The organism is Burkholderia sp. Bp9004, from assembly GCF_003858025.1.
Classification (GTDB): domain Bacteria; phylum Pseudomonadota; class Gammaproteobacteria; order Burkholderiales; family Burkholderiaceae; genus Burkholderia; species Burkholderia diffusa.
The window spans coordinates 59261-73299 of the sequence record NZ_QTQD01000038.1; the positions used below are offsets into that span (position 1 = coordinate 59261).

14 protein-coding genes are annotated in these 14039 nt (G+C 66.0%); 6 read left to right on the forward strand and 8 right to left on the reverse strand.

The window, feature by feature from the left end; genetic code table 11:
• Positions 1-9: 9 nt before the first annotated feature.
• The 3 genes from motA to flhD form a co-directional block, all read right to left on the reverse strand.
• On the reverse strand, positions 10-870 hold the full coding sequence (motA, locus tag DIE08_RS30730) for a flagellar motor stator protein MotA (RefSeq protein ID WP_059601938.1): 861 nt from the start codon (positions 868-870) through the stop codon (positions 10-12).
• A gap of 186 nt (positions 871-1056) precedes the next feature.
• Positions 1057-1611, reverse strand: coding sequence for a flagellar transcriptional regulator FlhC (gene flhC / locus DIE08_RS30735; protein ID WP_059601940.1), 555 nt, complete (start codon positions 1609-1611; stop codon positions 1057-1059).
• 94 nt (positions 1612-1705) lie between these two features.
• A complete protein-coding gene (gene flhD / locus DIE08_RS30740; protein ID WP_059601943.1) occupies positions 1706-2026 on the reverse strand; it encodes a flagellar transcriptional regulator FlhD in 321 nt (106 codons plus the stop codon).
• A 666-nt stretch (positions 2027-2692) separates the two neighbouring features.
• Between flhD and DIE08_RS30750 the strand changes: the two genes are divergently transcribed.
• Entirely contained in the window at positions 2693-3757 is a 1065-nt protein-coding gene (locus tag DIE08_RS30750) for a glycosyltransferase family 4 protein (protein ID WP_124905362.1), read from the forward strand.
• 110 nt (positions 3758-3867) lie between these two features.
• On the opposite strand, the gene DIE08_RS30755 is transcribed toward DIE08_RS30750, so the two are convergent.
• Positions 3868-4164: an H-NS histone family protein gene (locus DIE08_RS30755; protein WP_124628670.1), complete on the reverse strand. Its 297-nt coding sequence runs from the start codon at positions 4162-4164 to the stop codon at positions 3868-3870.
• A 298-nt stretch (positions 4165-4462) separates the two neighbouring features.
• Here DIE08_RS30755 and aqpZ point away from each other — a divergent pair, with 298 nt between their 5' ends.
• On the forward strand, positions 4463-5203 hold the full coding sequence (gene aqpZ / locus DIE08_RS30760; protein ID WP_124628656.1) for an aquaporin Z: 741 nt from the start codon (positions 4463-4465) through the stop codon (positions 5201-5203).
• 105 nt (positions 5204-5308) lie between these two features.
• Here aqpZ and DIE08_RS30765 read toward each other — a convergent pair whose 3' ends face one another.
• Complete coding sequence (locus DIE08_RS30765; protein ID WP_124905364.1) at positions 5309-6142, reverse strand: Cof-type HAD-IIB family hydrolase; 834 nt, start codon at positions 6140-6142, stop codon at positions 5309-5311.
• 147 nt (positions 6143-6289) lie between these two features.
• A complete protein-coding gene (locus DIE08_RS30770; RefSeq protein WP_124628660.1) occupies positions 6290-7171 on the reverse strand; it encodes a BadF/BadG/BcrA/BcrD ATPase family protein in 882 nt (293 codons plus the stop codon).
• 141 nt (positions 7172-7312) lie between these two features.
• On the opposite strand from DIE08_RS30770, the gene DIE08_RS30775 reads away from it, so the two are divergent.
• A complete protein-coding gene (locus DIE08_RS30775; RefSeq protein WP_124905366.1) occupies positions 7313-7918 on the forward strand; it encodes a DNA-3-methyladenine glycosylase I in 606 nt (201 codons plus the stop codon).
• A 339-nt stretch (positions 7919-8257) separates the two neighbouring features.
• On the opposite strand, the gene rpsU is transcribed toward DIE08_RS30775, so the two are convergent.
• Positions 8258-8470: a 30S ribosomal protein S21 gene (gene rpsU / locus DIE08_RS30780; protein ID WP_006401410.1), complete on the reverse strand. Its 213-nt coding sequence runs from the start codon at positions 8468-8470 to the stop codon at positions 8258-8260.
• 547 nt (positions 8471-9017) lie between these two features.
• Between rpsU and DIE08_RS30785 the strand changes: the two genes are divergently transcribed.
• The 3 genes from DIE08_RS30785 to fliT all read left to right on the forward strand — a co-directional run bounded on the left by DIE08_RS30785 (position 9018) and on the right by fliT (position 11794).
• Entirely contained in the window at positions 9018-9836 is an 819-nt protein-coding gene (locus DIE08_RS30785) for a flagellin domain-containing protein (protein ID WP_059452616.1), read from the forward strand.
• A 184-nt stretch (positions 9837-10020) separates the two neighbouring features.
• Positions 10021-11454 (forward strand): flagellar filament capping protein FliD, encoded by a 1434-nt coding sequence (gene fliD, locus DIE08_RS30790; protein WP_124905368.1) that lies wholly within the window; start codon positions 10021-10023, stop codon positions 11452-11454.
• 40 nt (positions 11455-11494) lie between these two features.
• Complete coding sequence (gene fliT / locus DIE08_RS30795) at positions 11495-11794, forward strand: flagellar protein FliT (RefSeq protein ID WP_059601958.1); 300 nt, start codon at positions 11495-11497, stop codon at positions 11792-11794.
• Positions 11795-11960: 166 nt separating this feature from the next.
• Here fliT and DIE08_RS30800 read toward each other — a convergent pair.
• Positions 11961-14039 (reverse strand): glycosyltransferase family 41 protein (locus DIE08_RS30800; RefSeq protein ID WP_148096088.1); only part of this gene is annotated, 2079 nt, incomplete at its 5' end.

The following is a 14039-nucleotide window of genomic DNA, read 5'->3' on the forward strand; positions in this document are numbered from 1 at the left end:
CGCTCCGCGTCACTTCGCCTTCACGCGGCGCACGTGCTCTTCGAGCTCGGTAAACGACGGCCGCTCGGTCGAGTACAGCACCTTGCGGCCGAACTCGACCGCGATCGCCGGCGCATAGCCGTTCAGGCTCGCGAGAATCGTCACCTTGATGCACTGGAACATCTTGGTCGACTCGGCCACGCGCTGCTCCGCGAGGCTCGCGAGCGGCCCGATCAGCCCGTACGACAGCAGGATCCCGAGGAACGTGCCGACCAGCGCCTGCGCGATCATCGCGCCGAGCACCGCGGGCGGCTTGTCGGCGGATGCCATCGTATGCACGACGCCCATCACCGCCGCGACGATCCCGAACGCCGGCATCGCGTCGCCGACGCGCATCAGCGCGTGCGCCGGGCCCTCGCCTTCCGCGTGGTGCGTCTCGATCTCCTCGTCCATCAGGCTCTCGATCTCGAACGCGTTCATGTTGCCGCCCACCATCAGGCGCAGGTAGTCGGTCAGGAATTCGACGATGTGGCGATCGGCGAGGATCTTCGGGTATTGCGTGAAGATCGGGCTCTTGTCCGGATCGTCGATGTCGGCCTCGAGCGTCAGCGTGCCTTCCTTGCGCGCCTTCGCGAGCAGCACGTACAGGAGCGCCATCAACTCCATATAGACGTCCTTGGTGTACTTCGAGCCCTTGAAGAGCGTCGGCAGCACACGCAGCGTCCCCTTGATGGTCTTCATGCCGTTGCCGAGGATGAACGCGCCGACGCCCGCGCCCGCGATCATCAGGATCTCGACCGGCTGGATCAATGCGCCCAGATGCCCGCCTGCCAGCGCGTAACCGCCGAAGACGGACAACAGCGTCACGAGTGTTCCCACGATAATCAGCACTGCCTGTCCCTCACGAATGACCGGCGGGGAGACCGCCGTTAATCAGGTTTACGGCAGTCGGCAGGAAAACTTTCGCGGCCGCGCCGCGGCGGCGCGGCGGTGTTTACCAGCAAGCCCCGCGCGGTTCGCGCGGCGAGCGGCAGCCGTGAGGCGTCCGCTCGCGCCCCGCCCGGCCCGGCCCGGCGCTCAGGCCGCGGCGGCGGACAGCTCGGCGCGCGCGGCGGCGGCCTTGCGGGTCTTGCCCGCGCGCGACGGCGGCTGGCACAGGCCACACACGAAACCTTGATGCGGATCATGCGCATGCGCGACGAAGTGGCCGCCGCAGCGCGTGCACGGGGTCATCTGCAGCATCCCCGAGTCGAAGAAGCGCACCAGCGTCCACGCGCGCGTGAGGCTCAGCGCGGCCTCGTCGCCGGACAGCTTCACGTGCTCCTGATAGAGCCGGTACGCCTTCACGATCGACTGGATCGGCTCGCAGCGGCCGTGGTCCTGCATGAACCGGTAGATGTTGTAGAACAGCGACGAGTGGATGTTCGGCTGCCACGTCATGAACCAGTCGGTCGAGAACGGCAGCATCCCCTTCGGCGGCGACGCGCCCTTCAGCTCCTTGTACAGCTTGATCAGGCGATCGCGCGACAGGCTCGTCTCCGCCTCCAGCAGTTGCAGCCGGGCGCCCAGCTCGATCAGTTCGATGGCGAGGGTGATTTCCTTCACCTCGATCACGACGCTTTTGCTTGCCATGGTGAATAATCGTCCGCTTGACGTTGTTCGGATGAGTGGCCAAGACGCTGCCTGCCGGCGCGGCGCGCCGGGACGAACGCAAGGCGGGTAAGGATCAGCGGACGCTTTCGACCGGCTGGCCGGCCATCAGGATGGCCGAATGCGCGTGCGTGACGACGTCGCTGCGCCCCTTGTCGGCGAGCGACGACAACAACGCGTGATCGTCGAAGCGGAAGCGGCACAACATCTGGTTCGATGCGGCGAGCTTCACGGTCTGGGCGAGCGTGAGGTTCGCGAGCACATCGGCCAGTTCCTGGGAAACTCCCATGCGGAACATGCCCATCGCTTTGTCTTCCCGCAGCAGGCGCTGCGCGAGGAGGAGGTACGACAGGTTGACCTCTTTGATCTCACTGAGCATTTCGCTGTTGGCGCTCATGATTCCCCCGTTAAGAGCTTTGCTTTGGCCGTTCATGTTATGAAAACGTTTGCTCGATCAGGCCCCGCTGGGCGCTCCGTCGGCACGTTTATATTCTTACAGGGCGAATTTTGGCCAAACGGCATTTATGCCGGTATCAGCGAAGTGGCGTATGCCGCGCAGGATTTGTCTGTAAACCGTGTAGGAATTTTTCCGACAAGGCGAATTGAAAGGGAACAAACGGCGGGGCGGGTGACGCGCGAATTCGTCGACGATGCGGTCCGACACGGGACGAATCCGGCTGAAGGCCTTCCGGCAAGGCTGCCGGAAAGTGAATCGGAAAAAATTATAGTGGTTTTTCACGATAGCGCAACAATTCTCGTTGCCATATCGCTTTGTGTTTCCGCACCCCTTTTATCGGGGTTTTCGCGTATTTCACGGTGTAACAAGCCTTAAGTGTTTGAAAAAACACTCGAACCCCTGAAGGCGATATCGATAATGGACTCCAATGGGCGGCGGCGGGAGCCGCGCCGGCCCGCCCCGCAGCTTGCCGCCCGGCCTCCCGCGCACCGCGCCCCGGACCGGGCCACGTACCGCAGAGCGCGTGCGTCGGCGAGTTCCGCAACCCTGCATCGGACCAGCATGCGCACTTGAGCGCCCCTCGCTGGTCGACACCGGAGAACGCCCATGCGTATTGCCCAGATCGCGCCCCTTTACGAAGCTGTCCCGCCGAAACTCTATGGCGGCACCGAGCGTGTCGTGTCCTACCTCACCGAGGCGCTCGTCGAGCTCGGCCACGACGTGACGCTGTTCGCAAGCGGCGACTCCGTCACGTCCGCCCGTCTCGAGGCGGCATGGCCGCGCGCACTGCGGCTCGACCCGTCGATCCGCGATTCGATGGCGCCCCATATGCGCCTGATCGAGCAGGTCGCCCGTGTCGCGCACGAATTCGACGTGCTGCACTTCCACCTCGACTACCTGCCGTTCTCGCTGATGTCGCGCCTCGATACGCCTTATGTGACGACGCTGCACGGCCGCCTCGACCTGCCGGAGCTGCAGCCGGTGTTCGACGCATTCCCGGACGCGCCGGTCGTGTCGATCTCGAACAACCAGCGCAAGCCGCTGCCGCAGGCCGCCTGGGCCGGCACCGTGTATCACGGGCTGCCCGACACGCTGCTCACGCCGCAACCGGACGTGAAGCACGAATACCTCGCGTTCCTCGGCCGGATCTGTCCCGAAAAGCGAGTCGACACCGCGATCCGGATCGCCGCGCAGAGCGGGCTGCCGCTGAAGATCGCCGCGAAGGTCGACAAGGCCGACGCCGACTACTTCAAGGAAGTGATCGAACCGCTGCTCGGCGAGGCGCACGTCGAATTCATCGGCGAGATCAACGAGGCGCAGAAGCCGGCGTTCCTGTCGGGCGCGAAGGCGCTGCTGTTCCCGATCGACTGGCCGGAGCCGTTCGGCCTGGTGATGATCGAGGCGATGGCCTGCGGCACGCCGGTCGTCGCGTTCAACCGCGGCTCGGTGCCGGAAGTGATCGAGGACGGCGTGACCGGCTTCATCGTCGAGGACGTGCAGGGCGCCGTCGGTGCGCTGCATCGGATCGACAGCCTGTCGCGCGATGCGATCCGCGCGCGTTTCGATACGCGTTTCAGCTCGAAAGCGATGGCGCGGCGTTATGTCGAAACTTACGAGTCGCTTTGCACGGCGGCAAAACGGCCGACCTTGCGCCAGGTCGCGGGCGCCTGACGCCGAAATTCGTCAGGAAATACCCGGTAAAATTCGCGCCGAAATCGGCGTGAAAATCCCGAAAACGCCAAAGAGCCGCATCCTCGATGCGGCTCTTTATTTTTGCGCGGTCATTCGATCAGGAAACGATCGCGGTTTTTCCCGACGATCCAATTCGGCGGCTTGCCGCGCCCGCTCCAGGTTGCACCCGACTTCGGATCGCGATATTTCGGGGGCAGCGGCGCCTTTTTCGGCGGACGGCCGCGCCGCGCTCGCTCCGCGAAGCCCAGGTCCTCGGCCGTCAGGCCATATTCGGCAATCATTCGCTGGACGTCGGCAATCACCGCCGCCACTTCCTGGCGACGCACGTCCTCCGCCTGAGCCTGCAAGTCGGCGATTTGCGCCTTGAGTTTCGCGTATTGAGACATTTTTCGACTCCCCTTTTCCATGATGCGGCTCCGGCGAGTTCGGCCGGAACGCCAACATCCGTTACGTCATCGTACCGCCGCCCTGCTCTTCGAAATTAATGCTGTCATCTTTAACCGATTCGTCGATATCGAGAATGCGGACTTATTCTAATAAAAGCCATTCGCCAGCCATTCAGATTTAACAATCGTTGACCCTCTCGAACCCGATTCATTTCCTATAATCCAGACCAATTCCGGGCGTCGGAATAACTCATCCGGTCGTCCGTTTGTCTTCAACCCACTTGAACGAGGTCCTTACATGAATCTTTCTCAGCGTCTGGCTGCAGAGGCATTCGGCACGTTCTGGCTGGTGCTCGGCGGGTGCGGAAGCGCCGTGCTGGCCGCCGCCTTTCCGGGCCTCGGCATCGGCTTTGCCGGCGTCGCACTCGCCTTCGGCCTGACCGTGCTGACGATGGCATTCGCGATCGGCCATATTTCGGGCTGCCACCTGAATCCGGCGGTGAGCGTCGGCCTGACGGTCGCCGGCCGCTTCCCGGCGCGCGATCTCGCGCCGTACATCGTTGCGCAGGTGGTCGGTGCCACGCTGGGTGCGTTCGTGCTGTACCTGATCGCGACCGGCAAGCCGGGCTTCGACGTCGTCGGCAGCGGCTTTGCGACGAACGGCTTCGGCGAGCGCTCGCCCGGCCACTACTCGCTCGGCGCGGCATTCATCTGCGAAGTCGTGATGACGGGCTTCTTCCTGTTCGTGATTCTCGGCGCCACCGACAAGCGCGCGCCTGCCGGCTTCGCGCCGATCGCGATCGGCCTGTGCCTGACGTTGATCCACCTGATCTCGATCCCGGTCACCAACACTTCAGTCAACCCGGCCCGCTCGACCGGCCCGGCGCTGTTCGTGGGTGGCGAGGCGATCGGCCAGCTGTGGCTGTTCTGGGTCGCGCCGATCATCGGTGCGGCAATCGCCGGGATCGTCTACCCACTCATCGCAGGGCGCGACGATGCCGTCGGCCTGCTGCCCGCATCCGCTCGCACCAACGAATAAAACACTACGGGGTCACGCGAGCAGCGCAGCGAGCCTCACGCTGTCGAACAACATAGAGGCAGGTAATTTGGACGGGCGCCGCTGGCGCCCGTTTTTCATGGCCGCTCAGGAAGCGGCGACGCCGTCGAGGGTGTCCTCGAGCGCGAACAGCATGCGCAGGTGACGGGCGACGCCCGCGTCGAAGTTGTTGCCGATTCGCGGGATGTGCGGCAGGTGCGCGATCAGGTCGGGGTTCGCGTTGTTCATCATGAACGCGTGACCGGCCGTTTCGAGCAGATCTATGTCATTCATGTTGTCGCCGAACGCAATGCAGCGGCCGGCGTCGACGCCGAGCCGCGCGAGCACCGCACGCAGCGCGCGGCCCTTCGACACGTTGGCGGTCATCACTTCGAGACAGTCGGGCAGCGAGTACGTGACGTACAGTGCATCGCCGAACCGCACGCGCATCTGCTCGGCGACCACCGCCAGATCGGCCGGCTCGCCGATGTACAGCACCTTCGCGATATCGGCGCCGTCGTGCGCGGACATGTCGATCACGTCGTACCGGAATCCCGAATCCTGGTGGAATTCGAGCAGGTGCGGCGCGTCCCGGTCGATCAGCCAGCCGCGGTCGGTAAACAGGTTGACGATCACGCGCCCGTGCGCGCCGGTCACGCCCGGCTGCACGAGGCCGCGGACGATCGCGGGATCGATGTCCTGCGCGTGGATCGCCGTGTCGTCCGGTGCATGCACGCGCGCGCCGTTCGACGTGATCAGGTACGGCCGAATGCCCAGCACGTCCCGAATGCCGGCGACGTCCGCGTAGTGGCGCCCCGTCGCGATCACGAACTGCAGGCCGTCGCGGTCGAGCCGGCGGACGGTCTCGATCGTGTACGGATCGAGCTGGTGGTCGCTGTTCAGCAGGGTGCCGTCGAGATCGGTGGCGATGACTTTGTACATGGGGACGGGTGAATGGCGCGCGGGACGCTGCGGAACCGCCATTTTAACGTCGTGCCCGGAGGGCCGCCGGGCGGTTGGGGAATGGAGCGGGTTTCGGGCCGTTCGGCCTGCTCGGCCCACTCACCGCACGCCGCCCACTTGAACCGCTCACCCCGCTTCCGTCGCCCTCAACACCTGCAGCGCAAGCCGCAACGCACCGTGCGCGGAATCGTCGAGCGGCGCGCGCAGCCGGGCCGCGTGGCGTGCCGGCACGGCCGGCGCCAACGCGTCGGCCAGCCCGCCGCACAGCGCGACCGGCAGCGCCTGCCGAGGATCGAGCGCGTCGATCATCTTGCCGATCTCATCGCCGGCCTGCGCGATCAGCGCCGCCGCACAAGGATGGTCGCGGTGCGCGAACACGATCGGCGCGAGGCGCGCGTAGATCGTCTGGTTCGCATCGCACGACCACTGGACGAGTGCGTCGCGATCGTGCGCGCCCGTTTCCGCGAGCAGCGCGCCGGCGAACGCGTCACGCGGCACGCGGCCGTCGAGCGCCTGCTGCGCGTATGCAAGCGCGCGCATGCCGAGCCACGCGCCGCTCGCCTCGTCGCCGGACGGAAAACCGAAGCCGCCCGCGATGCGACAGTCGCCCGCCGCGTCGAGCGCCGCCGCGATGCTGCCCGTGCCGAGCGCGACGATGAGCCCCGGCGCGCCGCCGTGCGCGCCGACGACGGTCGTATACGCGTCGCTCTCGATCGCGAGCGCGTCGAGCGGTGCCTGCGCACGGAACGCGGCGAGCCACGCGGCATTGTTGACGCCCGCGAGCCCGCAACCGAGCGCACATTGCGACCAGTCGAACGCGAGCCCCGCCTGCGTGAAGGCGTCGGCGCAGGCAGCGCCGATCGATGCCCACGCGCGCTCGATGCCGAGGCCGAGCCCCGACGGGCCGCCGCGCCCCTGCGCGAGCTCGCGCCCGTGCCGGTCGGCCAGTACCACGCGGGTGCCCGTGCCGCCGCCGTCGACGCCGATCGCAAAAAGTAGTGCCGTCATGCGTTGATCCCGCTGATTCGAACAGGCGCCAAGCTTAACCGGATCGGCGCCGCGCGCCCATCTGCCGTTCGGCCAGCTATGCCGTGAATGGGCCTTCCGCTATGCTGGCACGATCGAATCGACACTGGAACGAGGCTGACGATGTCGCAGCGGTGCAACTGGGTAAGGACGGAAGCGGATGCTCACTATCACGATACCGAGTGGGGCGTGCCGTCGCACGACGATCGCCATCTGTTCGAAATGCTGATTCTGGAAGGCGCGCAGGCGGGCCTGTCGTGGTCGACGATCCTGAACAAGCGCGCCGGCTATCGCGAGGCGTTCGCCGAGTTCGATGTCGACGCGGTCGCGCGCTTCACGCCGAAGCGCATCGAGAAGCTGCTCGAAAATCCGGGCATCGTGCGCAATCGCGCGAAGGTGGAATCCGCGGTGACCAATGCCCACGCGGTGCAGCGCATTCGCGACGACCACGGCTCGCTCGCGCAATTCCTGTGGTCGTTCGTCGATCACACGCCGGTGCAGAACGCGTGGCAGTCGTATCGCGACGCGCCCGCGTCGACTGCCCAGTCGGATGCGCTCAGCAAGGCGCTGAAGGAGTACGGCTGCAAGTTCGTCGGCTCGACGATCTGCTACGCGCTGATGCAGGCAACCGGGATGGTCAACGACCACGAGACCGGCTGTCCGTGTCACGCCAAATGCGCGGCGCTCGGGGGCAAGCAGCAGCCGGCACGGAGCCGCAAGGCAGGTTGACGGCGACGAAACCCGCCCGGCAGGCCGGGGGTTGGGCATCGGCACATCACAACGTCATGCGTGCCCCCCCCCCCCACACACACGCGCTGCGCTTCTTCAAACTGATACCGATCCCCGTCACGCCGACGCTGAGCGTCGCGATGACGGCTTCGGAACGCGCCCGGCGGCGGCTCGAAGCCGCCGGCAATCCGTCGAATCGGGCGCGTCGCCGTCAGGCGACCGCCCCGCCAAGGCTTGAAACCCGAGACCGACGCCCTTTTTCCGGCCCGGAAAAGCAAAACGGCGGAGCGGCTTCTTTCGAAGCACGCTCCGCCGTTTCGCGGCGAACCGGAGATGCTCTTAGTGGAGCTTCTTCGGCAGCATCTGGCTGCGCAGGCGCTTGTGCAGGCGCTTGACGGCTGCTGCCTTCTTGCGCTTGCGAACTGCGGTCGGCTTTTCGTAGGACTGGCGTTCGCGCAGTTCAGCGATCAGGCCATTTTTTTCGATAGCACGGCGAAAGCGGCGAATCGCCACTTCGAACGGCTCGTTTTCTTTCAGAAGAATCGTCGTCATGTCGTTCCTAAATTGCTTAAACGGTCAAAAACGTAGCGGCCAAGCGCCACGCACCGGCCATCCGGGCGTCCCCACAACAGGCGAAACGAGCGGAAATACGGCCTCGGAGGCCGGAAAAGAGAGGCACAAAGCACCGCGGGTACGCTTCACAAGCCGCGTGCAGCGCCGCGTTTGACTGCCAGCAAGAATGCCGAGACGGCACAGGCTTGACAGAAAATCTCAATTCAGCCCGCCATCATATCAGGAAATCACAGACAAAACTATCCTTTTGTCGATTCCGGCTCGCCGCCCCGCGCGGCGCGGCCGCGTACACCATCCAACGGGACCGTCGCGCAACCTGCCCGAAATCGCTGTCACCCAAGCCAGGCGCGGCCTGCGCGGCGATCGCCACCTTCCGTCCCGATTTTCCTCACACATCCCTCTAAAGTTTTCGCCGGGTGCCGCCGTCAACCAGGAAAGGCGGGCAGCGCCACTCGCGATAAAGCGCAACGCCGAAAACGAACCTGATCCTGTCTGAACTCAGGCATTTTCCAAAACGAGGAAGCAAATGCTGAACATCAACACCAACATCCTTTCGCTGTCGACGCAGACGAATCTGTCGGGCTCGCAAAACGCGCTGTCGCAAGCGATCAACCGCCTGTCGTCGGGCAAGCGCGTGAACAGCGCAGCGGACGACGCAGCGGGCCTGGCAATCGCGACGACCCAGACGGCCGCAATCAACGCGCTGAACCAAGGCGTGTCGAACGCGAACAACGGCATCTCGATGGTCCAGACCACGGCCGGCGCACTCCAGTCGATCGTCGACAACCTGCAGCGTATCCGCCAGCTGGCAGTTGAAGCAGGCGACGGCTCGCTCGACTCCAACGCACGTGCAAACCTGCAGTCGGAAGTCTCGACCCGCCTGACGGAAATCTCGCGCGTCGCAACGCAAACGACGTTCAACGGCCAGTCCGTCCTGCAAGGCCTGAGCACCGTCAGCTTCCAGATCGGCGCGGTCAACGGCCAGACGATCGCTGCGGACTTCGGCACGCAGAGCTGGGACTCGGCAAACCTCGGCCTCTCCGCGCTGACGGTTTCGAGCGTGACGGATTCGCAAGCCGCAATGGGCTCGATCGACGCAGTGCTGACGAAGGTCAACACGTTCCAGGCAACGCTCGGCGCAACGCAGAACACGTTCCAGTCGGCCATCACGAACACGCAGACGCAATCGACGAACATGTCGGCAGCGCGTTCGCAGATCACCGACGCGGACTTCGCGACGGAAACGGCGAACCTGAGCAAGGCGCAAGTGCTGCAGCAAGCAGGCATCTCGGTGCTGGCACAAGCAAACTCGCTGCCGCAGCAGGTTCTGAAGCTCCTGGGTTAATACCCCACGACCGGCGGCGCGCGTCTCGCGACGCGCAGGCCGCCGGCACGGGCGCCGCGACCTGGGTCCGGCGCCCGCGCCTTTTCATCGCGCACCCGGGAGGCTCACCTCCCGTTGCGCGCGTGTTCGACACCGACGCGCGATTCGCCCGAACCTGTCCGGCGACGCGGACCGGAGCCCCCGAATGACCTCGACGACCACCACCACCACGTCCACCAGCGACCTGAACACCGCGCTCCAGCAGGCTGCGCAGTCCCTCATCAGCGGCTCGACGAAGTCGTCGCTCGACGTCAATTCGCTCGTCTCCGCGCTCGTCACCGCGAAGACCACCGCGCAATCGACCGCACTCGCGAACAAGCAAGCGTCCGACAACACCGAACTATCCGCGATCGGGCAGATCAAGTCGCAGCTCGCGGCGCTGCAAACGGCGCTGACGGGCCTCACCGACGGCACCACGCTGTCGGCACTGACCGCGACGGCCAGCGGCTCCGGCCTCACCGCCACCACCGCGAGCGGCGCGGCGGCCGGCACCTACACGGTGAAAGTCAATGCCGTCGCGACCGCCAACTCGATTTCGTCGCCGGCGCTCACGTCGTCCGACACGATCGGCAGCGGCACGCTGACCGTCGGCGTCGGCAGCGGTTCGATGCAGGTGTCGGTCTCGTCGACCGATACGCTCGCGACGATCGCCGCGAACATCAACAAGGCCTCGAACAACCCGGGCGTGACGGCCACGGTGATCAATGCGTCCGACGGCCAGCACCTGGTGCTCTCCTCGAACAACACGGGGGCGACGAACACGGTGTCGATCACCGCGGGTGCCGGCCTGAACAGCAAGCTCGACTCGACCCAGTCGACCTACAACACGGTGACGCCCGCCGCGGACGCCAACATCACGATCGCCGGCAGCACCGTGACGAGCGCGACGAACCAGATCTCCAACGCGCTGACCGGCGTCACGCTGAACCTGACGGCAGCCGCGGTCAACACGACGCAGACGCTCACGATCGCGCAGGACACGACCGGCATCACGACGGCGATCAACAATTTCGCGAAGGCGTACTCGACCTTCGTCACGACGGCATCGAGCCTGTCGTCGTACACGACCACGTCCTCGGGCTCGACGGCCGGCCCGCTGCTCGGCGACGCGATGCTGAACTCGATCACGAACGGCCTCGCGACCGCGCTCAGCGGTGGCGTCACGACGGGAGGCAAGACCTACAGCCTGTCGTCGATCGGCATCAACCTGAACACCGACGGCACGCTGACGGTCGACAGCACGAAGCTGCAGACCGCCCTCACGACCAACGGCTCGGCCGTCTCCGCGATCTTCAACTCGACGAACGGCGTCGGAGTCGCGCTGAACAACTTCGCGAATTCGTACTCGCAGACGGGCGGCCTGATCGACCAGCGCACGGCCTCGCTGAACAAGGACCTGTCGAACCTGCAGGATCAGGCGACGCAGCTGAAGAACTACCAGACCGCGCTCACGGCTCAGTACAACGCGCAGTTCACCGCGCTCAACACGCTGATGACGCAGATGCAGAACAACCAGCAGTATCTGACGCAGCTGTTCGGCGGGTCGAGCAGCGCCGGCACGCTTGCCACCAACAAGTGACGGACCGGCACCCGGCCGCCGCCCACGAGGACTTCTCGCCATGGAACACACTTCGCTGACACGCGCGCTGGCGCTCACGCACGCGCTCGCGGACGCCGTCTCGCACGACGCATGGGAGCGCGCCGCCGCGCTCGTGAACGAACGCGCCGCGCTGCTGATGTCGCTCGACGCTGACCAGACGCCGGATGCGCTCGCGATCATCCGCGAGATCCAGCGGCTCGATGCGATCATCACCGAACAGGCGATGGCCGGCCGCGAGCGGCTGATGACGAATCATCGGCTGGCGCTGCAGCGCATCGACGCGGCATCGCGTTATCAGTCGACCGGGATGCTCGGCTGAACCGCACCGACGCAGATCGAACAAGAACAACAACGACGCCCGCGAGGGCGCCCTCCTCGAAGAGCCGCAGCGATGCGGCTTCTTTTTTTTGGGGGACGCCGCCACCGCGCCCCCACCGCTCCGCGCCGCGATGCCCGGCGGCACGGCGCCCGTCCGGCCGCGGCCGTTACCGCGCCGGTGCGTCGCCCGGGGTGCCGGCGAGCCATGCGTCCCACATGCCGTGGAACGCGTCCTCGAGGTGGCGGGCGAACCGCTTCGCGTCGCCGAGCGGCGAACGCTGCATCTGCTGGCGCAATCCGGCACGCATCGCCGCGAGCTCGCCGCGATCGCGGGAGAACGCGACGGCCTTCGCGATGTAGTCCGCTTCGTCGCTCGCGATCCAGTCGCCGAGACCGGCCGCATGCAGCAGGCTCTCGCAGATGTGCGTGACGAACCGCTCCCCCTTCATCCCGAGCACCGGCACGCCCATCCACAGCGACTCGGCCGTCGTCGTGCCGCCCGGGTACGGGAACGGGCTCAGCATCACGTCCGCGCGGTTGTATGCCGCGAAGTACGCGTCGCGCGACGAGCCTGGCTCGAGGATCAGCCGGTCGGCGTCGATGCCGTGCGCCGCGAAGCGCGCGCGCGTTGCATCGCAGATGTCCTCGACCGCGAGTTCGTACGCCTTGAGCAGCAGCTTCGCGCCCGGCACGGTGTGCAGCAGGCGCGACCAGACGCGCACCACCTCGTCGGTCACCTTCACGAGCTTGCCGAAGCAACCGAACGTGATGTGCCCGTTGCGCAGCATCGGCAGCGGGCCGACCTGCACGTCGTACGGCGGCGGCGTGAAGCACAGGTAGCTGTCCGGCAGGCGCCACGGCCGCTCGACGAAGTGCGCTTCCTCGGCGGCCGGCAGCACGTGCGCATCGCCGAGGAAATAGTCCATCTCCGCGATGCCGGTCGACGCGAAAAAGCCGAGCCAGCTCACCTGGATCGGCGCCGGCTTCCACGCAAAGGCAGGCAGCCGGTTGTGCGCCGTATGCCCGGCCAGATCGACGAGCACGTCGATCCGCTCTTCGTGGATGCGTCGGGCCGTCTGCTCCGTCCCGAGATCCGTGATGCGATGCCAGCCGTCGAAATGCGGCTTCAGCCGCGCGGTGTAGTCGTCCTCGGTGTCGAACGTCGTGAACGCGACGAGCTCGAACCGCGACCGATCGAGATGCGCGACGACGCTTTCGAGAAAGATGCCGACCGGGTGCCGCCGGAAATCGCCCGACACGAAGCCGACACGCAACCTGCGCCCGTTCAGCGGCGCCGGCCGGTGCCGCCACGGCTGCGCGTGCATCGACATGCGCGCGCCGAACACGCGCGCATCCGCCAGGTACGCATCCGGGTCGAAAGCGGTCTGGCCCGCGAGGCAGAACAGCAGCGACGTGTAGGTGCCCGGATTGTCGGGATCACACTCCAGCGCGCGGCGATAGCACTTGATCGCCGCGTCGACGTCGCCGGTCTTGCGCAGCACGTCCGCGAGATGCGCATGGCGGCGCGCGGTGCCGGGTTCGAGTGCCACTGCGGCATGCGCGCTCTCCAGCGCTTCATGAACGCGCCGCGCCTGGCACAGCGCGATCGACAGGTTCTGGTGGATATCCGCCGAATCCGGATCGAATTCGAGCGCGTGCCGGTACTGCACGATCGCGTCGTCGACACGGTCCAGCCAGTAATACGCGTGGGCCAGGTTCACATAGCCCTCCGCCCGGCGCGGATCCAGCTCGATGGCCCGCTTGCCGGCCTCGACGGACTCCTCGATGCGGTTCTGGCTCTTCAGCGCCCGGCTCAGGTTGAGGTGTGCGTCGACGTCGCCGCCGGACAGCTCGATCACCCGTTCGAAATGCACGATCGCTTCGTCGTTCCGGCCCGCTTCACGCAGCGCGCTGCCGAGACAGTTGTGGACCTGCGGATCCCGCGGATCGAGTTCGACTGCCCGGCGCAGCGTCGCGATGGATTCGTCGAGGTCGCCGCGCGCGAGCAGCGCGGTGCCGAGATTGCCGTGCACGATCGCCCGGCCCGGGTTCAGCGCGACGGCCGCGCGATAGCTGTCCACCGCCGCGTCGAACTTGCGCTGCGTCGTCAGCACGTTGCCGAGATTGTTGTACGCGTCCGCGTAGCGCGAATCGTGTTCGATCGCCTTTCCGTATGCGAGCACCGCCGCATCCGCCTGCCCCAGATCCTTCAGCGCGTTGCCCAGGTTGTTGTATGCCTGCGCATA

Coding starts and splice junctions, on each gene's coding strand:
- flhC (WP_059601940.1), bottom strand. CDS start 1,611: ATGGCAAGCAAAAGCGTCGTGATCGAGGTGAAGGAAATCACCCTCGCC.
- flhD (WP_059601943.1), bottom strand. CDS start 2,026: ATGAGCGCCAACAGCGAAATGCTCAGTGAGATCAAAGAGGTCAACCTG.
- DIE08_RS30750 (WP_124905362.1), top strand. CDS start 2,693: ATGCGTATTGCCCAGATCGCGCCCCTTTACGAAGCTGTCCCGCCGAAA.
- DIE08_RS30755 (WP_124628670.1), bottom strand. CDS start 4,164: ATGTCTCAATACGCGAAACTCAAGGCGCAAATCGCCGACTTGCAGGCT.
- aqpZ (WP_124628656.1), top strand. CDS start 4,463: ATGAATCTTTCTCAGCGTCTGGCTGCAGAGGCATTCGGCACGTTCTGG.
- DIE08_RS30765 (WP_124905364.1), bottom strand. CDS start 6,142: ATGTACAAAGTCATCGCCACCGATCTCGACGGCACCCTGCTGAACAGC.
- DIE08_RS30770 (WP_124628660.1), bottom strand. CDS start 7,171: ATGACGGCACTACTTTTTGCGATCGGCGTCGACGGCGGCGGCACGGGC.
- DIE08_RS30775 (WP_124905366.1), top strand. CDS start 7,313: ATGTCGCAGCGGTGCAACTGGGTAAGGACGGAAGCGGATGCTCACTAT.
- rpsU (WP_006401410.1), bottom strand. CDS start 8,470: ATGACGACGATTCTTCTGAAAGAAAACGAGCCGTTCGAAGTGGCGATT.
- DIE08_RS30785 (WP_059452616.1), top strand. CDS start 9,018: ATGCTGAACATCAACACCAACATCCTTTCGCTGTCGACGCAGACGAAT.
- fliD (WP_124905368.1), top strand. CDS start 10,021: ATGACCTCGACGACCACCACCACCACGTCCACCAGCGACCTGAACACC.
- fliT (WP_059601958.1), top strand. CDS start 11,495: ATGGAACACACTTCGCTGACACGCGCGCTGGCGCTCACGCACGCGCTC.